Origin of the sequence: Aurantimonas coralicida DSM 14790, from assembly GCF_000421645.1 — a bacterium.
In the GTDB taxonomy this organism is placed as follows: Bacteria; Pseudomonadota; Alphaproteobacteria; order Rhizobiales; family Rhizobiaceae; genus Aurantimonas; species Aurantimonas coralicida.
Window position 1 is genome coordinate 412,089 of sequence record NZ_ATXK01000001.1, and the last position, 22,326, is coordinate 434,414.

Sequence of the window (22,326 nt, forward strand, 5' to 3'; positions counted from 1 at the left end):
TCTTTTGCCGTGCCGACATGCCGGCGGGGCCGACGACTTTCAGATTTCGGTGAGCAATCCCCGCCATCATCATCGTGCATCTGCGTCCCCTTGGGCGCAGGGCCGCCGACCGCCTGCCGCGCCTCCCCGATCGCGCGCCGCAACCGACAGGACAGAACAGACCCCATGATTTTCGCCCGCCGCACGCTCCTTGCCCCCGTCCTGCGCCTCCTGGCGCTGCTGCCCATCGCGCTTCTGGCTGCCTGCGTCGGCTCCCCCGGCTCCGTCGATGTCGGCTCGACCCGCGAGATCAGCGTCGACCGCAATGTCGCGCTCGCCACGATCAACGCCTTCCGCGCCGAGAACGGCCTCGGCGCCGTCCGCTTCGACCCGGTCCTCGGCAAGGCCGCCGAGCGGCAGGCCCGCGCCATGGCCGCCAGGGGCAATCTCAGCCATTCGCTGGACGGCGCGCTGCCCAACCGGGTCGCCTCCTTCGGCTATGACTGGGCCGCCGTGTCGGAGAATATCGGCTGGAACTACCGCTCGACGCCGGCCGTCATCACCGGCTGGAAGCGCTCGCCGGGCCATCGCCGCAATCTGCTCAACGCCAATGTCACCGAGATCGGCTTTGCCGCGGCGACCGGCGCCAATGGCGAGCCCTATTGGGCGCTGATCCTCGGCCGCGAGAAGAACCGGCGCTGATCAGCCGATGTCGGGGCGGATCGTCTCGCGCTCGGTGACGATCATCGGCAGGCGGATGTCGTGGGGCTCCATCGGCACCGTATCCGCCTCCTGCACGGCAAAGGCGACGCCGGCCAGGATCGGCGGCGCGCCCTTGTCCGTCAGCGCCGCGATGGCGCTGTCGTAATAGCCGCGGCCATAGCCGATCCGGCCGCCCTGCCGGTCGAAGACCGCCAGCGGCACCAGCATCAGTTCGGGGTCGAGCACCGCCGCCTCGGCGCCCGGCGCATAGGTGCCGAAGCCCTGCGGCTCCAGCGGCGCCCCGCGCACCAGATGGCGGAACTGCAGACGGCCGTCGACGATCGCCGGCACGCAGAGGCGCGCGCCGCGGTCGGCCAGCAGCATCATCAACGGACGGATATCGATTTCGGAGCGGATCGGCAGGAAGCCCGAGACGACCATGCCGGGCGTGATCGGCAGGAGCTCGGCGCAGCGATCGGCGACGGCGAGCGACGCCTCGATCCGGGCGTCTTCCGGCATCGCGTCCCGCCGGGCCAGCGCCGCCTGGCGCAGGCTTGCCTTGGCTTCTTTCGCATCACTCATCGGCTCTCCCCCTGCCGGGCAGAGGTGAACGATTTCGCGGCGGAAGAAAAGTGGTCTGCCGTGTCGGCTGGCCGGAGAAGGGTGGAAAGTGACGAGCCACCCGGCCGATGGAGATGTCGATCCCGGGAACCTACAGAGTAGGTGGGCGCCGTGTGCCCCAGGCCCACGGGCCAAGGCAGGGACAGCTCCCTAGGAATGACTAAGGCCCCGAGAATATGTTACTCCTGGCGCACCGCGCAGCCCGTCGAACACCAATATAGGCGACGCTGCCCCATCCAGCCATAGCTGCAAGGGCTCCGCCCGAAGTTTCTTCTCACACCCGGCGGACGGCGTCGTTCGACCGCCCCCCCATTCGACCGGGAGATCACAACTGGAGCTCTGGGATTTCCGCTTCATCGCCGGTCAGGCGACCGGCTTTGCCGCGCTGGTCATCTGCATCATGGCCTTCGCCAGCAAGCGCGACGACCGTCTGCTGCTGCTGCTGGTCTTCGCCAATGTCGCCTTCGCGGTGCAGTTCTTCCTGTTCGGCGCCAAGGTCGCCGGCGCGATCAGCGCGCTGATCATCCTGCGCATCCTCCTGGCCCGGCGCTACAAGGGAAGCTGGCCCGTCATGGCAACGATGCTCGCGGCGACCGGGCTGGTCAGCTGGATCAGCTGGGAGCGGTCGCTCGACGTCATTCCGCTGACGGCGGGCCTTCTCGGCACCATCGCCATGTTCATGCTCGACGGCATTCCCATGCGCCTGCTTCTGGCCGGCGCGGCGCTCTGCTGGGTCGCCAGCAACGTCCTCGTCGGCTCGGTCGGGGCGGCGCTGGCCGAACTCCTCGTCCTGACCACCAACGCCATCACCATCTGGCGCCTCACCCGCGACCGCCGCGAGGCGCTCGCCTGAGGGGCGGCGGCGCGGGTCGTCACCGCGCCAGCCGTCAGACGAAGTGCTTCGACAGCTTCAGCCCCTGGGCCTGGTAATTCGACTTCAGATCGCTGCCATAGAGCTTCTCCGGCAGCGCCTGCATCCGCTCATAGACCAGCCGGCCGACGATCTGCCCGTCCTCCAGGATGAAGGGCACGTCATGGCTGCGCACCTCCAGCACCGCCCGGCTGCCCGAGCCGCCGGCCGCCGAATGGCCGAAGCCCGGATCGAAGAAGCCGGCATAATGGACGCGGAATTCGCCGACCAGCGGATCGAAGGGCGTCATCTCGGCGGCGAAGGCCGGCGGCACATGCACCGCCTCCTTGGACACCAGGATGTAGAATTCGTCCGGGTCGAGCACCAGCTCGCCGGCCTTGGAGCGCAGCACCGGCTCCCAGAAATCGGTCAGCGCATAGGCACCGCGCCGGTCGACGTCGACGACGCCCGTATGCCGCTTGCCGCGATAGCCGACCAGCCCGTCCCGGTTGCCGACGAGATCGATCGACAAGGCGATGCCGCCGCCGGAGATGTTGGCCTCGGCCGCGGTCGTCAGCACCTGTTCGCCGTGCAGCGCCGCCAGTTCCGCCTCGTTCAAGAGCGGCTCGCCGCTGCGGAAGCGGATCTGCGACAGGCGCGAGCCCTGCCGCACCAGGATCGGGAAGGTCCGCGGCGAGATTTCCAGATAGAGCGGGCCGTCATAGCCGGCCGGCAGCTTGTCGAATTCCTGCGCCCCGTCGGCCAGCACCCGCGTGAAGATGTCGAGCCGGCCGGTGGAGGATTTCGGATTGGCCGTCGCGCGGATGTCGGCCGGCAGGCGAAAGCTTTCCAGCAGCGGCACGACGTAGACGCAGCCGGTCTCCAGCACCGCCCCGTCTGCGAGGCTGAATTCGTGCAGCGAGAACCGGTCGAGCTTGTCGACCACCGACTGCCCCTGCCCCGGCAGGAACGAGGCGCGCACCCGGTAGGCCTTCGGCCCGAGGCGCAGGTCGAGGCTCGCCGGCTGGATCTGGTCGCCGTCGCGTTCGATCGGCGCGGCGATGGCACCGGCGGCAAACAGCCCCGCAATCTCCAGGTCGGGCAGGATTCCGCCCTGCGCGTATGTGTCCGACATCGGCTGTCCCGTCATGGCCTTGCATTGCGTCCGCGCCGCCCGCGGCGTCGCGCTCCCGGATTGACGCCTAGCCGGATCGGGTCTATTTGCAAAGCAGAAGTGGTGATTTGGCCGGCCGGCTTGCAGCCACGTTAAAGAAGTCGCTAAAGGGCCGTTCTGACGAAATGGCGATCGTGCCTCCCGACGAACCGGCTTTGCGGCGACGCGACAGCCGGTTTTTGTTGTTCGGAGACGACCCATGCAGAAGAAGACGGATACGGCACGCAAACTGCGCCCGGCCACGGCCATGGTCCATGGCGGCACGACGCGCTCAAGCTTCGGCGAGACCTCCGAGGCGCTGTTCCTCACCCAGGGCTTCGTCTATCCGAGCGCCGAGGCCGCCGAGGCCCGCTTCCGCGGCGACGAGCCCGGCTTCATCTATTCGCGCTACGGCAATCCCACGACCCGCATGTTCGAGGAGCGGATGATGGCGCTGGAAGGCGCCGAGGATGCCCGGGCCACCGCCTCCGGCATGGCCGCGGTCGCCGCCGCCATGCAGTGCCAGGTCAAGGCCGGCGACCATGTCGTGGCCGCCCGCGCTTTGTTCGGCTCCTGCCGCTACGTGGTCGAGACGGTGCTGGAGCGCTGCGGCGTCGCCTGCACCCTCGTCGACGGCCGCGATCTCGACGCTTGGCGCGCCGCCGTCCGGCCGGAGACCAAGGTCTTCTTCATGGAGACGCCGACCAATCCGACGCTGGAGGTGATCGACATCACCGCGGTCGCCGAGATCGCCCATGCGGCCGGCGCCACCCTCGTCGTCGACAATGTCTTCGCCACGCCCATGCTGCAGCGCCCGCTGGAGCTCGGCGCCGACGTCGTCGTCTATTCGGCCACCAAGCACATTGACGGCCAGGGCCGGTGCCTCGGCGGTATCATCCTGTCCTCCGCCGCATGGATCGACGAGAACCTCCACAACTATTTCCGCCACACCGGCCCGTCGCTGTCGCCCTTCAATGCCTGGACGCTGCTCAAGGGCCTGGAGACGCTGCCACTGCGCGTCGCGCAGCAGACACGCTCGGCCGCCCGCATCGCCGACACGCTGGCCGAGCACGGCAAGGTCAACAAGGTGATCTATCCGGGCCGCGCCGACCATCCGGACGCGGCCATCATCGCCCGCCAGATGACCGGCGGCTCCACCCTCCTCGCCTTCGAGGTGGCCGGCGGCAAGGAGGCGGCCTTCCGCTTCTCCAACGCGTTGGAGATCATCCTGATCTCCAACAATCTCGGTGACGCCAAGAGCCTGATCACCCATCCGGCGACGACCACCCACAAGAACCTGACGCCGGAAGCCCGCACCGAACTCGGCATCAGCGACGGCCTCCTCCGCCTCTCCATCGGCCTCGAGGACGTCGACGACCTGCTGGAAGACATCGAGGCCGCCCTGGCGGCGGTCTAGATTGGTCGAAAGATCAGCCAGTGCAAGACAATCGGCGATGGCATTGCCGTCGCCGATAATTGCCGTATTGAGGCATTCGTCCTGCAAAATGTTGATAAGTGGAAGCGCAACGCAATTGACCTATCGTCACAAGATATAAGCGCGTTCACCACAGGTCCATGATAGATGAAGGTCACAGTGCTCGTGACCACATCGGCTTGAGGCTTTCCCATTGATCACCGGAAGAAGCGTTCGCCTATACCTCGTTGACGGATCGCCCACCGGCATCCTGACCGCTGAAATCATGAACTGGACAGGGCATGTTCTGGTAGCGCCCCGTTCACGTTTGGCAGAAGCGCTGCAACGTAGTGAGGCAGCGCGAACCGGCGTCTATTTCCTTGTGGGTGACGACCCCAAACAGCCCACGAAGTCCCGGGTTTACGTCGGCGAGGGCGATATTGTTGCTGATCGCATCAAATCGCATGCCAAGGACGACCAGAAGGATTTCTGGACCCGGGCGTGCCTCGTCACCTCCAAGGATCTGAACCTGACAAAGGCGCATGTACGCTATCTGGAGAGCCGCTTCGTTGAACTGACGAAGAACTCCGAGCGAGCAAACGTTGCGAACGGCAACGAGCCAGCGCGCAAGAGCCTGCCCGAAAGCGATGTTGCGGATATGGAGTTCTTTATCTCGCAAGTTCAGGTGATCCTGCCCGTTGTCGGCTTCGATTTCCTGCGAGAAAGGGCAAAGTCAGCAACGTCCGCCGACGCGGCAACGCAATCCCTGCCGGGAATATCTCCGTCGAAGTTGGACTTAGTTCTGACGAGCGGAAAGTACGGTTTTGAGGCGCGCGCGGTCGAGGTTGATGGCGAAATCACCGTACTGGCAGGGTCACACGCGAGCACAGAAAGTTTCGCAACGAACGTCTATGCCAATCTGCGTGATCAGCTTGTTCAGGACGGTCGCCTCGTTCCAACTGATGACCCGAACTTTCTCCGGTTCGCCGAGGATGTCGCCTTTGCGAGCCCGAGTGCGGCCGCTGCTGTTATCAAGAACCGCAACACGAACGGCCGAACGTCATGGAAGCTGGTCGCGACAGGCCAGACGCTGAAGGATTGGCAGGACGCCCAGTTGTCGTCCGTCCCTAGCGACGGATAATACGGCTTGCTCACCTGCGCAGCGGGACGCAGCAGACAAGGGGCGGCCCTCACCCGAACGCCTGGAAACTCAGCCGCACGCGCCAGGCAAAGGTCCAGGCCGTCATCGCCGCGAAGATATAGGCGATCATCGCGAAATGCTGCGGCAGCAGGCAGAACAGCACGAAGACGGCCAGCGTCTCCGACGCCTCGGCCAGCCCGGTGGTGAAATAGAGCGATTTGGTGCCGCGCTGCACGGTCGCGATGCCGCGCTTTTCGGCCATCACCGCATAGGCGAGGAAGCTCGCGCCATTGGCGTAGAAGCTCATCAGGAGGATCGCCGCGGCGAGCGCATTGGCGCCCGGATCGAGGATCGCGAAGGCCAGCGGGATCGATCCGTAGAAGAGAAAATCGAAGACGATGTCGAGATAGCCGCCGAAATCCGTCGGCCGTGTCTGCCGCGCCACCGCCCCGTCCAGCCCGTCGGCGAGCCGCGACAAGAGGATCAGCACGAGGCCGGTGATCAGCGCGCCGAAGGCGATCGCGGCGGCAGCCGACAGTCCCAGCACGAGGCCAGCAATCGTCACGGTGTTGGCGCCGATCTTCAGCCGCGCCAGCCCGCCCGCCAGCCAGTCGATCGGCGGGTCGATCTGCCGTTTCAGAACACCGTCGAGCAAGGCTTTCTCCGTCCACGCGGCGACCCGCCGTTGACCCGAACCGGCCGCGCCGCGATAACGTAAGCGACGCGACACGCCATTCGGGTATGGGGCCATGTACAGGGCGACGACGCACGGCATCACGGTCACGGTGACACCGACCTATCTGGAAGACCAGTCGATGCCGGACGACGGACGCTGGGTCTGGGCATATACGGTCGAGATCGAGAACGGCAGCCGGCAAACGACCCGGCTGCGATCACGATATTGGCACATCACCGACGCCAATGGTCACGTCGAGGAAGTCAGCGGCCCCGGCGTCGTCGGCGAGGAACCGCGGCTCGCGCCGGGCGACAGCTTCACCTACACCTCCGGCTGCCCACTGGGCACGTCGTCCGGCTTCATGCGCGGCCATTACCGCATGGAGCAGGAGGACGGCACGCTGTTCCAGGTGGAGATCCCGGCCTTCTCGCTCGACGTGCCGGCCCGTCAGCGGGTGCTGAACTAGCCGCGCGAACCCGCCGGCCCGTCGTCAGCGCCCCGCGCCCGAACCGGCCGGCCGGCCGCGCGCGAAAAGTGTCGGATCAGCTGTCGCCGTCGGGGCTCGTGTCGCTTTCCGCGTCCGTGAATTCCGACGGATCGAAGCTGTAGGACTCGCCGCAGAACTCGCAGGTCACCGCGATCTCGCCGTCCTCGACGCTCTCGGTGATCTCCTCGGCGGAGAAGTTCGACAACACGCCCTTGATCCGCTCGCGGTTGCACGAGCAGTCGTCGGCGACCGGATTGGGCGGGAACACCCGCACGCCCCGCTCGTGGAACAGGCGGAACAGCAGCCGCTCGACGCCGACATCGGGATCGGCGAGTTCCGACGCCTCGACCGTGTCGACCAGCGCCCGCACCTCGACCCAGGAATCGTCCGGCTCGAAATCGCCCAGATCGTCCTCGACGCCTTCCGGCGCGTCGCCGCCCGGCAGGTCCGGCATGCGCATGCGCTCCGGCGATTCCGGCAGGAACTGCGCCACGAGACCGCCGGCACGCCAGCTTTCCACGAAGCCGTTCTCGCCGCGCTTGACGATCCGCGCCACCGCCAGCTTCACCGCGGTCGGGATCTGCTCGGATTGGCGGAAATACGCCTCGGCGACCTCCTCCATGGACGAGCCGGCCAGTTCCACGATGCCCTGGTAGCGCTGGGTGTATTCGCCCTGGTCGACGGTCAGCGCCATGATGCCGTTGCCCAGCAGCGCCTCGGACGAGGTCGCGCCGACGCTGACGGCGGCCGCCAGCTTGTCCGCGTCGAAGCGGGCATAGCCGCGCACGCTCGACGGCGTCGTGAAGTCGACGACCAGAAGGTCCACCGGACCGTCGGTCTGGGTCTGGGCGATGAACTTGCCGTCGAATTTCAGCGACGTGCCGAGCAGCACCGTCAGGACGACCATCTCCGCCAAAAGCCGTGCCACCGGTTCGGGATAATCGTGCCGGCCGAGGATCTGGTCGAGCATGGGGCCGAGCTGCACCGCCCGGCCACGGGCGTCGAGGCCCTCGACCGCGAACGGCACGACGGCATCGTCGCCGGCGAAGTTGAACTCGCCGAGCGCCTTCTGCGGATCAGCCACGGCTCTGCCCCGCGGAAGTCTCGGTGCCGAGTGCGTCGAAGCACCAGGCCAGGATGGATTTCTGCGCGTGCAGACGGTTCTCGGCCTCGTCGAAGACCACCGATTGCGGGCCGTCCATGACGGCGTCGGTCACTTCCTCGCCGCGATGGGCAGGGAGACAATGCATGAAGAGTGCCTCGGGCTTGGCATGCGCCATCAGGCGTTCGTTGACCTGATAGGGCATGAAGACATTGTGGCCGCGTGCCTGTTCCTCGCGGCCCATGGACACCCAGGTGTCGGTGACGACGCAGTCGGCGCCGGTCACCGCTTCCACCGGGTCTTCCGTAATTAGGATCGAAGCGCCGTCTTTGCGAGCCCGCTCGACGAAGCGCATGTCCGGGCCCGACCCCGCCGGCGTGGCGATGGTCAGGTTGAACGAGAAGCGCGCCGAGGCCTCGACGAAGGACGACAGCACGTTGTTGCCGTCGCCGGTCCAGGCGAAGGTCTTGCCGCGCACCGGGCCGCGCTTTTCCTCGAAGGTCAAAAGATCGGTCATGATCTGGCACGGATGGGTGTCGTCGGTCAGGCCGTTGATCACCGGCACCGTGGCGTATTCCGCCATTTCCGTCAGCCGGTCATGGGTGGTGGTGCGGATCATGATCGCGTCGACATAGCGCGACAGCACCCGCGCCGTGTCGGCGATGGTCTCCGAGCGGCCGAGCTGCATCTCGGTGCCCGACAGGAAGAGCGTCTCGCCGCCGAGTTGCCGCATGCCGACGTCGAAGGACACCCGGGTGCGCGTCGACGGCTTGTCGAAGATCATCGCCAGCACCTTGCCGGCCAGAGGCTTCGGGCCGTCGCGGCCGAGCGCCTTGCGCCTTGCGGCATCGTCGATGATGTCGTGCAGGTCGCGGCTCGGGACGGCGGAGATGTCGAGAAAGTGCTTGGGGCCGTTTGCCATCGTCATCATCCGCCTCACGCGCTCTTGCGCCGGTTGCCGGCCGACATCGCCGCCACCGCCGTCTCGATCCGATCCATCGCCTGCCGGACCTCGTCCGCGGTGACGTTGAGCGGCGGCAGCAGGCGCACGACATTGTCGCCCGCCGGCACCGCCAGAAGTCCTTCCTCGCGCATCTGCGCCACGAGTTCGCCGTTCGGCACCTTGGCCTTCAGGCCGATCAGCAGCCCCTCGCCGCGCACCGCCTCGATCACGTCGGGATAGCGGTCCGAAAGCGAGGCCAGCGACTGCTTGAGCTGCAGCGACATGTCGTGGACATGGTCGAGGAAGCCGTCGTCCAGCACCACGTCGAGCACGGCATTGCCGATGGCCATCGCCAGCGGGCTGCCGCCATAGGTGGTGCCGTGCGAGCCCGGCGTCATGCCGCTGGCCGCCCGCTCCGTCGCCAGGCACACGCCGAGCGGAAAGCCGCCGCCGATGCCCTTGGCCGAGGCGAGGATGTCCGGTGCGGCGCCAGAATGCTGATAGGCGAAGAACTTGCCGGTCCGCCCGACGCCGGTCTGCACCTCGTCGTAGATCAGGAGGATGCCGAGATTGTCGCACATCTCGCGCAGGCCCGTCAGGCACATGGGCGGGACGCTGCGGATGCCGCCCTCGCCCTGGATCGGCTCGATCAGGATCGCCGCGACGTCGGGCTGCGCCGCCGCCTCGCGCAGCGCGTCATGGTCACCGAAGGGCAACTGGTCGAAGCCTTCGACCTTCGGGCCGTAGCCCTCCAGATATTTCTTCTGCCCGCCGGCCGCGATGGTGGCCAGCGTGCGCCCGTGAAAGGCGCCCTCGAAGGTCAGGATGCGATAGCGCTCCGGCGCGCCGTTGACGTAGTGATAGCGCCGCGCGGTCTTGATCGCGCATTCCACCGCCTCGGCGCCGGAATTGGCGAAGAAGGCGCGGTCGGCGAAGGTCGCCGCCGTCAGCCGTTCGGCCATCCGCGTCTGGTCGGGGATCTCGTAGAGATTGGAGACGTGCCACAGCTTCTCGGCCTGCGCCTTCATCGTCTCGACGAGATGGGGATGGGCATGGCCGAGGCAGTTCACCGCGATGCCGCCGCCAAAGTCCATGAAACGTCGGCCGTCGCGCGTCTCCAGCCAGACGCCGCTGCCGCGCTCGAAGGCGAGCGGCGCGCGTGCATAGGTCTCGAAGAGCGGCGAGGAATGGTCCGTCGTGTCAGCCATGGCCTTTGACTTTGCTGGATCGTAAGGGTCGGATCCGGTTGTTGTTGCGGGATCGGTTCGGCGCGCGAACCGCTGGGGCGGGATGCTTGAAACGCCAAAGCCTGCCGATGGGGCAGGCTTTCGAGCGTTTTCCGAGACTTCGGAGCTTCCGCTATACCATGGCGAGCCGACGCGGTGTCAATCGAACCGCATTTTCGCCCTGCTTGTCGGTCATAGGCTTGACGAACGTCACGGGCGGCAACAAAGGCTGGGGAAAAGCCCCAAACGATTCCCCTGCGTCCCCGGCGAGCCTTGTCAGCGAGTCCGCGGCTGGGCTATCTTGCCGTCAAGATACTAGATTTCGTGCGGCGGACCTAGTTCCTCAATATATCTTGTGCGTTCTGGCGCGGTCAGCCGTCGCGCTTGTGGAGGGATTCCAGCCGTCGCGACTATGCCGAAAGGAGCTTGCCATGGGCTGGACTGACGAACGCGTGGAGCTGCTCAAGCAGCTCTGGACCGAAGGCCTGAGCGCCAGCCAGATCGCCGACCGCCTGGGCGGCGTCAGCCGCAACGCCGTGATCGGCAAGGTGCACCGCCTGAAACTCGAATCGCGGGCCCGCCAGCCGAATGTCGCGCAGCCGGTTGCCGTCGAGCGCCCTGCCCCGCGCCGCACGGCCGAGGTCGAGACCGTCGAGATGGTGGTGCCGGCCCGTCTGGTCGCCGCCTCGCAGCAGCAGGCCCCGAGCCGTTCCATGCCGCGCACCATGGGCGCCACCGCGCTGAAGATGGAGCCGGAGGAAGAGCTCGAGGTGATGGACCAGCCGCAGGAGCGCGAGAGCGCCGAAGTGGTGCCGATCGCCCGCAAGCTCAGCCTCGTCGAGCTGACCGAGACCACCTGTAAATGGCCGGTCGGCGACCCGATGAAGCCGGACTTCCATTTCTGCGGCAACAACGCCCGCGATGCCTCGCCCTATTGCGCCTATCACGCCAAGCTGGCCTTCCAGCCCTTCTCGGATCGCCGCCGCGCCCGCTAGGCGCCACAGACCGTACCCAACGCAAACACCCCGCGTGGCCAGGCCGCGCGGGGTGTTTGCGTTTCAGGCTCGTGAAGAAGCCGCCCGGCGCCGGGCGGAGACCCGTCAGGCGCCGGCGCTCAGCCGCGTGCGGGCCGGCGCGGCGGGGGACCTGGCGGCGCTGAACTGCTCGTCCAGCGCATAGCCGGCGCCGCGCACGGTGCGGATCGGGTCGCGCTCGCGGCCGCGATTGATCGCCTTGCGCAGCCGGCCGACATGGACGTCCACGGTGCGCTCGTCGACATAGATGTCGCGGCCCCAGACGCCGTCGAGCAGCTGCTCGCGGGAGAACACCCGGCCCGGCGACTGCATGAAGAATTCCATCAGCTTGAACTCGGTCGGTCCGAGCTTGAGCTCGCGGCCGGCGCGGCGCACCCGATGGGTCTCGCGATCGAGATCGATGTCGCCGGCGACGAGCTGGCTGGAGATCTTCTCGGGCTTGGAGCGGCGCAGCATGGCCCGCACCCGGGCGATCAGTTCCGGCGTCGAGAACGGCTTGACGACATAGTCGTCCGCGCCGACCGACAGGCCGCGCACCCGCTCGCTCTCCTCGCCGCGTGCCGTCAGCATCAGGATCGGCAGGCGCTCGGTCTCCTCGCGCTGGCGCAGCCGCCGGCAGAGCTCGACACCCGACAGGCCGGGCAGCATCCAGTCGAGGATCAGGAGATCGGGCACCTCCTCCTTCAGCCGGATATCGGCCTCGTCGCCCCGGTCGATGACGTCGACGACGTAGCCCTCGGCCTCGAGATTGTACCGCAGGAGAATGCCGAGGGCTTCCTCGTCCTCGACGACGACGATCCGTGCGCTCATCGGTTTCAGCCCCCGTCAGCCTGGGTGGGCGGGTCGTTCGGCACCGGCTGGGTCATCGTCGCCGTGTTGTCGCGCTTCGGCCGCTCGTTCTCGAGCTGCTTGCCGGTCTGGATGTAATAGACCGTCTCGGCGATGTTGGTGGCGTGATCGCCGATCCGCTCGATGTTCTTGGCCGAGAACAGGAGATGGGTGCAGGAGGTGATGTTGCGCGGATCCTCCATCATGTAGGTCAGGAGCTCGCGGAAGATCGAGGTGTACATCGCATCGATCTGCTCGTCGTTCTCGCGCATGGCGAGCGCGCGCTCGTAGTCCCGCTCGCCATAGGCGTCGAGCACTTCCTTGAGCTGCTCCAGCGCCATTTCCGACAGATGCTCGATGCCGCGCACCAGCTGCACCGGATGGGCATGGTCGTGTACCGCGATCACCCGCTTGGCGATGTTCTTGGCCAGGTCGCCGATCCGCTCCAGATCGTTGGAGATGCGGATGGCGCCGACGATCTCGCGCAGGTCGACGGCCATCGGCTGGCGCTTGGCGATGGTCATGATCGCCCGCTCGTCCAGCGCCCGCTGGGCGTCGTCCAAAAGCAGGTCGTCGGCGACCACCGACTGGGCCAGCCCCCAGTCGCTGCGCATCAGCGCGGCGACCGACTGCTCGACCATCCGCTCGGCCATCCCGCCCATTTCCGAGATCCGGCGGACGATCAGCTTCAGCTCGTCTTCGTAGGACGTGACTGTATGTTCGGTCATGGGCATGACGCTTCCTTGCCTTCGTTCAGCCGAAGCGGCCGGTGATGTAGTCCTGGGTGCGCTTGTCGTCCGGGTTGGAGAACATCTTCTCCGTCGGGCCGACCTCCACCAGATAGCCGAGATGGAACATCGCCGTGCGCTGCGAGACGCGCGCCGCCTGCTGCATCGAATGGGTGACGATGACGATGGTGTAGTTCTGCTTCAGCTCGTCGATCAGCTCCTCGACCTTGGCGGTCGCGATCGGATCGAGTGCCGAACAGGGCTCGTCCATCAGGATCACCTCGGGCGACACCGCGATGGCGCGGGCAATGCACAGGCGCTGCTGCTGGCCGCCCGACAGGCCGGTGCCCGGCTCGGCGAGCCGGTCCTTGACCTCTTCGTAGAGGCCGGCCTTGCGCAGGCTGGTGACGACGATCTCCTCGAGCTCGGCCTTGGTCGAGGCGAGTCCGTGGATCTTCGGACCGTAGGCGACATTGTCGAAGATCGACTTCGGGAACGGGTTGGGCTTCTGGAAGACCATGCCGACCCGCGCCCGCAGCTCGACCACGTCGATCGCCGGATCGTAGACGTCTTCGCCGTCCAGCGTGATCTTGCCGCCCACCTTGGCGATGTCGATCGTGTCGTTCATCCGGTTCAGGCAGCGCAGGAAGGTCGACTTGCCGCAGCCCGACGGTCCGATGAGCGCCGTCACCTGGTTCTCCTCGACATCGAGATCGATGTCGTAGAGCGCCTGCTTCGGACCGTAATGGACGGTCACCTTCTCGGATCGCATCTTGATCGGACGGGTAGGTTGCACGGCAGGCCCTTTCGCTAACGACACCTGGATATTTTCCATCATGGGAGTCTCCTGTCGCATATCTACCAGCGCCGTTCGAGACGGCGTCGCAGAAGGACCGCCGTAAGGTTCATGATCGAGAGGAAGGCCAGGAGCACGCAGATGGCCGCACTGGTGCGCGCCACGAAGCCGCGTTCCGGGCTGTCGAACCAGATGAAGATCTGGGTCGGAAGCGCCGTCGAGGGGTCGAGAGGACCCGACGGCGCCGAGGTGATGAAGGCGTTCATGCCGATCAGCAGCAGCGGGGCCGCCTCGCCGAGCGCCTGGGCCAGTCCGATGATAACCCCGGTGAGGATGCCCGGCAGGGCCAGCGGCAGGACGTGATGGCCGATCACCTGCATCTCCGAGGCGCCGACACCCCGCGCCGCCTCGCGGATCGAGGGCGGTACCGCCTTCAAGGCGTTCCGGGTGACGATGATGATCGTCGGCAGGGTCATCAGCGACAGCACCATGCCGCCGACCAGCGGCACCGAGCGCGGCAGTCCGAAGACGCCGATGAACAGCGCCAGGCCCAGGAGACCGAAGACGATCGAGGGCACCGCCGCCAGGTTGTTGATGTTGATCTCGATGAAGTCCGTGAACCGATTCTTCGGCGCGAACTCCTCCAGATAGACGGCCGCGCCGACCCCGACGGGAACGCTGATGAGGAAACAGACCAGGAGCAGGAAGAACGAGCCGATGATGGCGCCCTTCAGGCCGGCGAGCTCGGGGAAGCGGCTATCCGCCTCGGTGACGAGGCCCCAGTCGACGGACGAGCGGATCAGCCCGGCCTCTTCCAGCTGCTTGAAGCGAGCCAGCGCCGCGTCGTCGAGGCGTCGGTTGGCCTCGGCCTGGTCGGCGTTCACGACGCCTTCGAACAATTGCTCGTAGGGGTCGGACACCGGCACCCACACCGATGTCGTCTGGCCCTTGAGCTGCGGGTCCGCGGCGACGAGGTCGCGCAGCATGAACTGCGCGCCGTTGCTCAGGATGCCGGTCACCGCCCGCCGTTCCGCGCGCCCGTCCGTCTCCGGGAACAGGGCGAGCAGGGAATTGTTGGCGAGCGAATTGTAGTTGATGTCGTCCTCGGCGGGGATCGCCACGTCGAGCTTCACCTCGGTCCGCGTCCAGGCCGGAAGCGAGGTCGAGACGACCGAGCCGATCAGGGTCGCGAGCATCAGCAGCGCGAACGCGATCGCGGCGCCGCCGTAGATCTTCAGCCGGGTCTGCGCCGACTTGCGCTTGCCGAGGCTGGCCCTGACGAGATCACGGGAATGCGTGCCCGGCCGGCCCGAGGGAAATGCGCCTGCTTGGGTAGCGTCAGTCATATTGTTCCCGATACTTCCGGACAATCTGGATTGCGACGAGGTTGAGCATCAGCGTCAGGAGGAAGAGCGTCAGCCCGAGGCCGAAGGCGGCCAGCGTCTTGGGACTGTCGAAGGACGTGTCGCCGGTCAGAAGCGCCACGATCTGCACCGTGACGGTGGTGACGCCTTCCAGCGGATTGGCGGTGAGGTTCGCGGTCAGGCCCGCGGCCATGACCACGATCATGGTCTCGCCGATCGCCCGGCTGGTGGCGAGGAGAACACCGCCGACGATGCCCGGCAGGGCCGACGGCAGGATCACCTTGGTAATGGTTTCGCCGCGGGTCGCCCCGAGCCCGAGCGAGCCGTCCCGCATGGCCCGCGGAACCGCGGAGATCGCGTCGTCGGCCAGCGACGAGATGAACGGGATGATCATCACGCCCATGACGAGGCCCGGCACGATCGCCGCCGTCGGCGACACCGGGATGCCGATGTCGCTGCCGAAGCCGCGAATGGCCGGCGAGACGACGAGGACGGCGAAGAAGCCGTAGACGATCGTCGGAATGCCCGCGAGCACCTCGATCAGCGGCTTGACCACCGTGCGCATCGGCTGCGAGGCGAACTCGGCCATGTAGATCGCCGAGAACAGCCCCACCGGCAGCGCCACGACCATCGCCGTCAAGGCGATGATCAGCGTGCCGGCAAAGATCGGCACCGCGCCGAAGGCGCCGGTCGAGCCGACCTGGTCGGGGCGGATGGCGATCTGCGGGTCCCAGTTGATGCCGAAGAAGAATTCCAGCGGCGACACCACGGCGAAGAACCGAAGCCCCTCGAACAGGAGCGAGAAGAGAATGCCCAGCGTCACCAGGATCGAGATGGTGGCGCAAAAGATCAGGATGTACTTGATGATCCGCTCGGCCGTGTTGCGGGCACGAAACCGCAGGTCGATCCGGGGAACGACGACGCCCGAGGCGATCAGCGCGATCGCCACGACGACCGCGAGCAGCAGCCAGCGCGAGACGTTCGCCGCCGTCTGGAAGGTCTCCGCAGCGGTGAAGACCGCGGGGTCGGGCTCGCCGAAGGTGACGCCGGCCGCGACCTGGCGGACCTGTCCGATGAGCAGGCCGAGCCGCCCGGCCGACGCTTCCTTCAGCGTCTCGGGCAGATTGGCGAGGATGATCCGGTCGAGCACGACGGGCTCGAGCGCCAGCCACAGCAGGATGACGACGACGCAGGGCGTCAGGATCGTCAGCGCAAGAAGATAGCCGTGATATTTGGGGAGGGAGTGCAGCGTCCGTCCGTCACCCGTCGCCCCGACCGTCCGCGCCTTCATGAAGGCGGCGCTGAAGCCGATGATCGTCAGCAAGACGGCAGTCGCTAGCGTCAATGATAGCGGCATGGATCCCGACACTCCTTGCGAGGAACCGCCGGCCAGGAAAATGGCCGGCGGGTTTTGTCAGCGCGAAAGCTTACTTCGGCGCCTGCATGGTCTCGCCTTCGGTGGCGGACTTGCGGGTGGCCTCGAGCTTGTCGGCGCTCAGCGGAACCAGGCCGCGGTCGATCAGGTAGCCGTCCTCGCCCATCGCGCCGTCGCTGACATACTCGGCGACGAACTCGTTGAGGCCCGGGATGGCGTCACGATGCGCGTTCTTGACGTAGATGAAGAGCGGGCGGGAGACGCCGTACTCGCCGGTCAGAACCGTGTCCTCGGACGGAACGACACCACCGATGGCGGCGCCCTTCAGCTTGTCCTGGTTCTCGAACAGGAACGAGTAGCCGAAGATGCCGAAGGCGGTCGGGTCGGTCTCGAGGCGCTGCACGATCAGGTTGTCGTTCTCGCCGGCTTCGACGAAGGCACCGTCGGTGCGCATGCGCTGGCAGACTTCGTCGTGACGGTCCTCGTCGAGCGCCTTGATGGCCTCGAACTCGCCGCAGCCCTCTTCCATGACCAGCTCGACCCAGGCGTCGCGCGTGCCGGACGTCGGCGGCGGGCCGTAGACCAGGATCGGCTCGGCCGGCAGCGAGGAATCGATCTCGTTCCAGCTCTTGTACGGGTTGGCCTTCACCTCACCGTCGACCTCGACCTCGGCGGCGAGCGCCTGGAAGAGCTGCGCCTTGCTGACCGACAGCTCCGGGCCGCTGCGGGCGTTGGCGAAGGAAAGCGCGTCGTAGCCGAGCAGGACTTCGGTGACGTCCTTGACGCCGTTCGACTGGCACAGCTCGTATTCCGACGCCTTCATGGCGCGCGAGGCACCGGTGATGTCGGGGGTCTGCTCGCCGACGCCGCCGCAGAAGATCTTCATGCCGCCGCCGGTACCGGTCGACTCGGTCACGGGCGCCGGAAACTCACCCATGTTGGCGAACTGTTCAGCAACGGCCTGGGTGTAGGGGAAAACCGTCGAGGATCCGACGATCTGGATCTGGTCCCGGACCTGCGCGGAGGCCTGGCCGGTCAGTGCGATGGCGGTACCGAGCGCGAGGCTGGCGATGAACTTGTTGTTCACGGGTGCGTCTCCTTGAGGAGTTTGTTTCGAACCGAGCACTGTTGGGCCGCCCTGTCTGACGGCTGCTGCTCGCCGACACGTCTAGCGGCGCTGGAAGAAGTCTATATGACAGTCGGATTGCACCTTTATGACAGTGCAAGCGGCTGATAATTATAGAGGTTTTTCCGAAGTGTCAGAATCGGACCGCGGCAGCGGTAACCTGGCCGTGAACACAGAGCCTTTTCCGATGGTCGACTCGACCAGAAGTCGCCCGCGATGGCGCAAAAGGATGTTGCGGGTGATCGACAGGCCGAGGCCGGTGCCCCGCTTGGCCCGCGAGCGGCCCGGATCGACGCGGTAGAAGCGTTCCGTCAGCCGCGGCACGTGCTCGGCCGGAATGCCGGGACCGAAATCGCGCACCGCCGCGTCGACGAAGCTGCCGCCCGCCTCCTCCGTCCGGGTCAGGCTGATCTCCACGCGCTTGCCGGTCTCGCCGTATTTGCAGGCGTTCTCGACCAGGTTGGAGAAGACCTGCATCAGCTCGTCCTCGTCGCCGGGGATCGCCACCGGCTCGTCCGGCAGGTCCAGCGCCAGCTCGACGTCCAGCTGCTCGGCCAGCGGCGCCAGCTGGCTCTCCACCTTGCGCAGGATCGCCCCGAGATCGACACGGGTCGAGATCGGCACATGCCGCTTCATCTCGATCCGCGACAACGACAGGAGGTCGTCGATCAGCCGCGACATGCGGGTCGCCTGCTCGCGCATGATGCCGAGGAATTTCTCGCGCGCCGCCGGGTCGTCCTTGGCCGGCCCCAGCAGCGTCTCGATGAAGCCCGACAGCGAGGCCAGCGGCGTGCGCAATTCGTGGCTGGCATTGGCGACGAAATCGGTCCGCATGCGTTCGATGCGCAGCTCGGCGGTCCGGTCGCTGAACCTTATCAGGAAGAAATGCGGTCGCTCGCCCTGATAGGGCGGGATCGGCAGGATCTCGATCTGCCAGACCCGCTCGACCGGGCGCCGTTCCTCGATCGTCACCCTGCCCGGCTGGTTGTCGCGCAGCACCGCCTCGACCGCCGCCAGGAATTCCGGCGAGCGGAAGCGCAGCGACAGCGCGTCGCCCAGCGCCATGTTGCCGAAGCCGACCAGCGAGGCGGGATTGCGGTAGCGCAGCAGCATCTGGCGGTCGATGATGAAGCTGGGCTGCTGCAGCGCCTCCACCACCGCCTTGACGCCCCGGCTCGGCCAGGTCGTGTCGGCGCGTTCGCTGGCCGCCACCGCCTGCCGGCGCCGGTCGACCCGCTGCGGCACGTAGAGCACCGCCAGGAGAAACAGGAAGACGGCCACGCTTCCCGGGGCGGCCTCGGGCACGAACCAGCCCAGCCCGCCGAGCCCGATCAGCGCCGCGAGCGCCACCGACCGGGCCCGCACGCCGGAGCGGCCGGCGGGCACGATCTCCGGCTCGCCGGGCTCGGGCGGGCTCAAGCGGACACCTGTGGGGCGGGAATCGGACGGCGGCGGGACGAATGCGACATCCGTCCTTCCTAGCGCAGAATTGTCGAAGATCGATGACGCCGGTTGGCGCCCGGCGCAGTTCGCGAGCCGGCGGCGCCGGTGCTAGTCGATGGCCTGGACACGGAAACCGTAGACGTTCAGGTCGCCCGCCCCGGTTCCGATCTGCGGATCGATGACCAGCTGCGCGGCGCCCATGGCGCCTTCCGGCACCGCCATGTCGAAGACGAAGGTCTCCTCCGCGGCACTCACCTGGAAGCGCTGGCGCCCGCAGACCGTTTCGCCGGCGAACAGGCAGCTCACGCTGAATTCGCGGCCCTGGTCGTCGGGTGATCCGACGGCGAGTTCGCCGCGGGCCCGGCTGCCGGCGATCTGCTCGACGATTCCCGCGCCGATGACCAGGCTGACCTCCGACCCGTCGCCATCGGCCGGCGCGGCGATCTGCACGGCCATCCGGCCGCCCGATCCCGCCACGCCACTGGCGCGCGCGCCGCCCTCGGCCGCGATCTTCTCAAGGTCGGTGCCGGCGAAGACGTCGATCCAGTTGTCCGGCGAGGGTCCGCCGGTCAGCGCCGGGTCCTCGCCGGCCGACTGGATCGTCTCGGCGATGGTCGGCCCATCCTCGCTGGCGACCGGCGCCGGCGCGGTGGAGAACAGCGGCAGCACGACCCAGACCGCCGCGGCGATCAGCAGCAGCAACAGGACGACGATGACCGCGCCGACCAGCTTGTTGCTGGCCTCGCTGAACGGACGGCCGCGCTTCGGCTTGTGGTCGGGCGACCAGCGGTCGCGCACCGGCTTGGTGGATGTCGCGGCGCCGGGCTTGGCGGTCGCGGCCGTCGCGTCGGCCTTGGCCGCAGGCGCCTTGGCGGACGCGGTCTTTGCGGACGGCGTCTTCGCAGCGGGCGTCGGTGACATGGGCGCCGCCTCGGCGGTACGTGTCGCACCAGCCGACGGCGCAGCGGTGTCAGGCGTATCTGCTGCCTGCGTTTCGTCGTCGGTGGCCGGCATCGCCTCCGGCGTCTCAGCCGGGATCGGCGGCGTGGCAGGCGCGGCGACGTCCGGCTCGACTGATGCCGTCGCGTCGCCGTCCTCGGACACGGCATCGTCCCCAAAGCCGCCCGGCGCCGGATATTCCGCCTCGATCGCCTCGATCGCGCTGATCAGCGCCTGGCGCTTGCGATCGGCTTCCGCCTCGTCGCTGTGCTGCGCCGACTGCACGCGGAGAATGGCGCGCTCGGCCGCTTCGTAGACCACGAGGCGAAAATCCGGATCGGCGGCATTCCCCTTCTGCAGCGCGCGTCTGACGCTCTGTTCGATCGCGCTGGCCAAGGACGGTCACTCCACTTGCAAAGAGCCCCTCGGCGCCTTGCGCGCGATGGGAAGAGACAGGGCGACACTAATCGGCGCCCCTGCGGCGTTCAATCCCGTGCCCTGCCGGCAGCATAAGCATCGCCGTCTGGACCGAGGCTGACGCGGCGGCCGGCGAACCGGTCCGGCGCCCCTGCCCTTGCCCGCCCATTCTGGTATGGAGAGCGCGTTGCCGCGTTCGGCGCGGCTGAGATGTCAAAGGAGAAGCGCCATGTCACTCGAAGGCAAGGTCGCGATCGTCACCGGTGGCGCCAAGGGGATCGGCCAGGCCATCGCCCGCCGCTTCCTAGAGGACGGCGCCCGGGTGATCATCGCCGATGTCGACGAGCGGGCCGGCCTCGCTGCCGCGGCCGAACTGAAGGAACTGGGCGAGATCCGCTCGGTGGTCTGCAACGTCGCCGACCGGCTGCATGTCCACAATCTCGTCGCCACCGCCCTCGACGATTTCGGCGACGTGGACATCCTCGTCAACAATGCCGGCATCGTCCACAAGGCCGACTTCCTCGATCTGGAGGAGGAAGCCTTCGACAAGGTGCTGAACGTCAATCTGAAGGGCGCCTTCCTGTGCGGCCAGGCGGTGGCGCGTCATCTGGTGCAGAAGGTCAAGGATGGCGGCGAGCCGGGATCGATCGTCAACATGTCGTCGGTCAACGCCGTTTTCGCCCTGCCCGACCAGGTCGGCTATTCGGTCTCCAAGGGCGGCATGAACCAGCTCACCAAGGTGATGGCCCAGTCGCTGGCGCCTTACGGCATCCGCGTCAACGCCATCGGACCGGGCTCGATCATGACCGACATGCTGCGCTCGGTCGTCGCCGACAAGGACGCCACGGCACGCATCCTGTCGCGCACCCCGATGGGCCGCATCGGCGAGCCGTCGGAGATCGCCGCGCTGGCCGCCTTCCTCGCCTCCGCCGAGGCCAGCTACGTCACCGGCCAGACGCTCTATGCCGATGGCGGCCGCCTCGGCCTCAACTACACCGTCGCGCCGCCCGAGCCCGACTGAGCGCATGGCGGCAGGCCGCCCGGCCGCCGTCCCGCATCCCAGGACATTTCCACAAACGAAAGCGGCGCCGGATCACTCCGGCGCCGCTTTGGCATGTCCCGGGGCCGTCTCCGGCCGCGGGCGATCTCAGTTCTGGTTGCCGTCGTCTTCGTCGGTATCCGTGCTCTGCATCGAGGAGAGCTTGGCGAACACCGCCGCCGCGTCGAGCTCGCCCTCTTCGCGGTCTTCGCGCGAACGGTCCCAGTTCTGGGTCTGCGAGGCCGACAGCAGGCGCTCTTCCTCGGCGATCTCCTCGGGGCGGACGATGCCGCGCGAGGCCTTCTCGACTTCCAGGTCGAGATTGATCTGCGTGCACAGCCCCAGCGTCACCGGGTCCATCGGCTGCAGATTGGCCGAGTTCCAGTGGCTGCGGTCGCGGATCTGCTGGATCGTGTTCTTGGTCGTGCCGACCAGGTTCGAGATCTGCGAATCCTTCAGCTCCGGATGGTTGCGCACCAGCCAGAGAATCGCGTTCGGGCGGTCCTGGCGCTTCGACACCGGCGTGTAGCGCGGCGCCTTGCGCTTGGCCTCGGGCACCCGCACCTTCGGCGCGGCGAGCTTCAGCTTGCGGTTCGGATCCTTCTCCGCCGCCTCGATCTCCTCGCGCGACAGCTGGCCGGTCATGATCGGGTCGAGACCCTTGATGCCCTGGGCCGATTCGCCGTCGGCGATCGCCTTCACCTCGAGATGGTGCAGCGTGCAGAAATCCGCGATCTGTTCGAAGGACAGCGAAGTGTTGTCGACCAGCCAGACGGCGGTCGCTTTTGGCATCAATAATTGCTGTGCCACGATACAATCCTCCTAAGTGCCTGCCCCGGAAGGGCCGGCCGTGGATACTCACCACATGTACGGGAATTCGGGCGCCCTTATAGGCCGTTAGCCATATTGGTGCAAGGAAATCGCCGGATTTCCCGTGCGGCGA

Annotated in this window: 22 protein-coding genes, 1 other RNA gene and 1 riboswitch; of the genes, 7 read left to right on the plus strand and 16 right to left on the minus strand. The window is 67.0% G+C overall.

What is annotated here, in order from left to right; genetic code table 11:
* The first annotated feature begins 165 nt into the window (after positions 1-165).
* A complete protein-coding gene (locus H536_RS24200) occupies positions 166-681 on the plus strand; it encodes a CAP domain-containing protein (protein ID WP_024348863.1) in 516 nt (171 codons plus the stop codon).
* Here the strand turns inward: H536_RS24200 and H536_RS0101960 are convergent, their stop codons facing one another.
* Together H536_RS0101960 and ssrS are read right to left on the minus strand one after the other, a co-directional pair.
* Entirely contained in the window at positions 682-1,263 is a 582-nt protein-coding gene (locus H536_RS0101960) for a 5-formyltetrahydrofolate cyclo-ligase (RefSeq protein ID WP_024348864.1), read from the minus strand.
* A gap of 89 nt (positions 1,264-1,352) precedes the next feature.
* A non-coding RNA gene (ssrS, locus tag H536_RS23565) (6S RNA) lies at positions 1,353-1,509 on the minus strand.
* A gap of 148 nt (positions 1,510-1,657) precedes the next feature.
* On the opposite strand from ssrS, the gene H536_RS0101965 reads away from it, so the two are divergent.
* Positions 1,658-2,155 carry a YgjV family protein gene (locus H536_RS0101965; protein ID WP_280512686.1) on the plus strand — a complete coding sequence of 166 codons (498 nt, stop codon included), beginning with the start codon at positions 1,658-1,660 and terminating at the stop codon, positions 2,153-2,155.
* 34 nt (positions 2,156-2,189) lie between these two features.
* On the opposite strand, the gene H536_RS0101970 is transcribed toward H536_RS0101965, so the two are convergent.
* Entirely contained in the window at positions 2,190-3,287 is a 1,098-nt protein-coding gene (locus H536_RS0101970) for a 2'-deoxycytidine 5'-triphosphate deaminase (RefSeq protein WP_029702575.1), read from the minus strand.
* Positions 3,288-3,376: 89 nt separating this feature from the next.
* A riboswitch (SAM riboswitch) is annotated at positions 3,377-3,454 on the plus strand.
* 71 nt (positions 3,455-3,525) lie between these two features.
* Here H536_RS0101970 and H536_RS0101975 point away from each other — a divergent pair.
* Together H536_RS0101975 and H536_RS0101980 are read left to right on the plus strand one after the other, a co-directional pair.
* Entirely contained in the window at positions 3,526-4,722 is a 1,197-nt protein-coding gene (locus H536_RS0101975; protein WP_024348866.1) for an O-succinylhomoserine sulfhydrylase, read from the plus strand.
* Between the two features lie 211 nt (positions 4,723-4,933).
* A complete protein-coding gene (locus tag H536_RS0101980; RefSeq protein ID WP_169513612.1) occupies positions 4,934-5,860 on the plus strand; it encodes a GIY-YIG nuclease family protein in 927 nt (308 codons plus the stop codon).
* 49 nt (positions 5,861-5,909) lie between these two features.
* Here H536_RS0101980 and H536_RS0101985 read toward each other — a convergent pair whose 3' ends face one another.
* Complete coding sequence (locus H536_RS0101985) at positions 5,910-6,515, minus strand: CDP-alcohol phosphatidyltransferase family protein (RefSeq protein WP_024348868.1); 606 nt, start codon at positions 6,513-6,515, stop codon at positions 5,910-5,912.
* A 94-nt stretch (positions 6,516-6,609) separates the two neighbouring features.
* Here H536_RS0101985 and apaG point away from each other — a divergent pair, with 94 nt between their 5' ends.
* Complete coding sequence (apaG, locus tag H536_RS0101990; protein WP_024348869.1) at positions 6,610-7,002, plus strand: Co2+/Mg2+ efflux protein ApaG; 393 nt, start codon at positions 6,610-6,612, stop codon at positions 7,000-7,002.
* A 76-nt stretch (positions 7,003-7,078) separates the two neighbouring features.
* Here apaG and H536_RS0101995 read toward each other — a convergent pair whose 3' ends face one another.
* The 3 genes from H536_RS0101995 to H536_RS0102005 are packed head-to-tail and all read right to left on the minus strand — an operon-like array spanning position 7,079 to position 10,276.
* Positions 7,079-8,107, minus strand: a complete 1,029-nt coding sequence (locus tag H536_RS0101995; protein WP_024348870.1) for an Hsp33 family molecular chaperone — start codon at positions 8,105-8,107, stop codon at positions 7,079-7,081.
* Positions 8,100-9,053, minus strand: a complete 954-nt coding sequence (argF, locus tag H536_RS0102000; RefSeq protein WP_029702577.1) for an ornithine carbamoyltransferase — start codon at positions 9,051-9,053, stop codon at positions 8,100-8,102. The genes H536_RS0101995 and argF overlap by 8 nt, the downstream gene beginning before the upstream one ends.
* 8 nt (positions 9,054-9,061) lie before the next feature.
* Positions 9,062-10,276: an aspartate aminotransferase family protein gene (locus tag H536_RS0102005; RefSeq protein ID WP_024348872.1), complete on the minus strand. Its 1,215-nt coding sequence runs from the start codon at positions 10,274-10,276 to the stop codon at positions 9,062-9,064.
* A gap of 449 nt (positions 10,277-10,725) precedes the next feature.
* On the opposite strand from H536_RS0102005, the gene H536_RS0102010 reads away from it, so the two are divergent.
* Positions 10,726-11,289, plus strand: coding sequence for a GcrA family cell cycle regulator (locus tag H536_RS0102010; RefSeq protein WP_024348873.1), 564 nt, complete (start codon positions 10,726-10,728; stop codon positions 11,287-11,289).
* A 105-nt stretch (positions 11,290-11,394) separates the two neighbouring features.
* Here the strand turns inward: H536_RS0102010 and phoB are convergent, their stop codons facing one another.
* The 8 genes from phoB to H536_RS0102050 form a co-directional block, all read right to left on the minus strand.
* Positions 11,395-12,138, minus strand: a complete 744-nt coding sequence (gene phoB, locus H536_RS0102015; protein WP_024348874.1) for a phosphate regulon transcriptional regulator PhoB — start codon at positions 12,136-12,138, stop codon at positions 11,395-11,397.
* A gap of 5 nt (positions 12,139-12,143) precedes the next feature.
* Complete coding sequence (phoU, locus tag H536_RS0102020; RefSeq protein WP_024348875.1) at positions 12,144-12,890, minus strand: phosphate signaling complex protein PhoU; 747 nt, start codon at positions 12,888-12,890, stop codon at positions 12,144-12,146.
* A 19-nt stretch (positions 12,891-12,909) separates the two neighbouring features.
* Positions 12,910-13,719 (minus strand): phosphate ABC transporter ATP-binding protein PstB, encoded by an 810-nt coding sequence (gene pstB / locus H536_RS0102025; RefSeq protein WP_051141505.1) that lies wholly within the window; start codon positions 13,717-13,719, stop codon positions 12,910-12,912.
* Between the two features lie 23 nt (positions 13,720-13,742).
* Entirely contained in the window at positions 13,743-15,026 is a 1,284-nt protein-coding gene (gene pstA / locus H536_RS0102030) for a phosphate ABC transporter permease PstA (RefSeq protein WP_024348877.1), read from the minus strand.
* Positions 15,019-16,401: a phosphate ABC transporter permease subunit PstC gene (pstC, locus tag H536_RS0102035; protein WP_024348878.1), complete on the minus strand. Its 1,383-nt coding sequence runs from the start codon at positions 16,399-16,401 to the stop codon at positions 15,019-15,021. Before pstC ends, pstA begins: the two co-directional genes overlap by 8 nt.
* 70 nt (positions 16,402-16,471) lie before the next feature.
* The gene (locus H536_RS0102040) at positions 16,472-17,506 is read right to left on the minus strand and encodes a substrate-binding domain-containing protein (protein ID WP_024348879.1); all 1,035 of its coding nucleotides are present in this window, start codon (positions 17,504-17,506) and stop codon (positions 16,472-16,474) included.
* Between the two features lie 150 nt (positions 17,507-17,656).
* Positions 17,657-18,964, minus strand: a complete 1,308-nt coding sequence (locus H536_RS22305; protein ID WP_024348880.1) for an ATP-binding protein — start codon at positions 18,962-18,964, stop codon at positions 17,657-17,659.
* Between the two features lie 132 nt (positions 18,965-19,096).
* The gene (locus tag H536_RS0102050; protein WP_024348881.1) at positions 19,097-20,323 is read right to left on the minus strand and encodes a prolipoprotein diacylglyceryl transferase; all 1,227 of its coding nucleotides are present in this window, start codon (positions 20,321-20,323) and stop codon (positions 19,097-19,099) included.
* A 250-nt stretch (positions 20,324-20,573) separates the two neighbouring features.
* Between H536_RS0102050 and H536_RS0102055 the strand changes: the two genes are divergently transcribed.
* Positions 20,574-21,365: an SDR family NAD(P)-dependent oxidoreductase gene (locus H536_RS0102055; RefSeq protein WP_024348882.1), complete on the plus strand. Its 792-nt coding sequence runs from the start codon at positions 20,574-20,576 to the stop codon at positions 21,363-21,365.
* A gap of 126 nt (positions 21,366-21,491) precedes the next feature.
* On the opposite strand, the gene H536_RS0102060 is transcribed toward H536_RS0102055, so the two are convergent.
* A complete protein-coding gene (locus H536_RS0102060; protein WP_024348883.1) occupies positions 21,492-22,193 on the minus strand; it encodes a DUF1013 domain-containing protein in 702 nt (233 codons plus the stop codon).
* Between the last annotated feature and the right edge of the window lie 133 nt (positions 22,194-22,326).

Bases quoted from the DNA above. Each gene is read 5' to 3' on its own strand.
- pstA (WP_024348877.1), bottom strand. From the start codon at position 15,026: ATGACTGACGCTACCCAAGCAGGCGCATTTCCCTCGGGCCGGCCGGGC.
- phoB (WP_024348874.1), bottom strand. From the start codon at position 12,138: ATGAGCGCACGGATCGTCGTCGTCGAGGACGAGGAAGCCCTCGGCATT.
- H536_RS0101960 (WP_024348864.1), bottom strand. From the start codon at position 1,263: ATGAGTGATGCGAAAGAAGCCAAGGCAAGCCTGCGCCAGGCGGCGCTG.
- H536_RS0101975 (WP_024348866.1), top strand. From the start codon at position 3,526: ATGCAGAAGAAGACGGATACGGCACGCAAACTGCGCCCGGCCACGGCC.
- H536_RS0102005 (WP_024348872.1), bottom strand. From the start codon at position 10,276: ATGGCTGACACGACGGACCATTCCTCGCCGCTCTTCGAGACCTATGCA.
- apaG (WP_024348869.1), top strand. From the start codon at position 6,610: ATGTACAGGGCGACGACGCACGGCATCACGGTCACGGTGACACCGACC.
- argF (WP_029702577.1), bottom strand. From the start codon at position 9,053: ATGACGATGGCAAACGGCCCCAAGCACTTTCTCGACATCTCCGCCGTC.
- H536_RS24200 (WP_024348863.1), top strand. From the start codon at position 166: ATGATTTTCGCCCGCCGCACGCTCCTTGCCCCCGTCCTGCGCCTCCTG.
- phoU (WP_024348875.1), bottom strand. From the start codon at position 12,890: ATGCCCATGACCGAACATACAGTCACGTCCTACGAAGACGAGCTGAAG.
- H536_RS0101970 (WP_029702575.1), bottom strand. From the start codon at position 3,287: ATGTCGGACACATACGCGCAGGGCGGAATCCTGCCCGACCTGGAGATT.
- H536_RS0102055 (WP_024348882.1), top strand. From the start codon at position 20,574: ATGTCACTCGAAGGCAAGGTCGCGATCGTCACCGGTGGCGCCAAGGGG.
- pstB (WP_051141505.1), bottom strand. From the start codon at position 13,719: ATGGAAAATATCCAGGTGTCGTTAGCGAAAGGGCCTGCCGTGCAACCT.
- pstC (WP_024348878.1), bottom strand. From the start codon at position 16,401: ATGCCGCTATCATTGACGCTAGCGACTGCCGTCTTGCTGACGATCATC.
- H536_RS0102010 (WP_024348873.1), top strand. From the start codon at position 10,726: ATGGGCTGGACTGACGAACGCGTGGAGCTGCTCAAGCAGCTCTGGACC.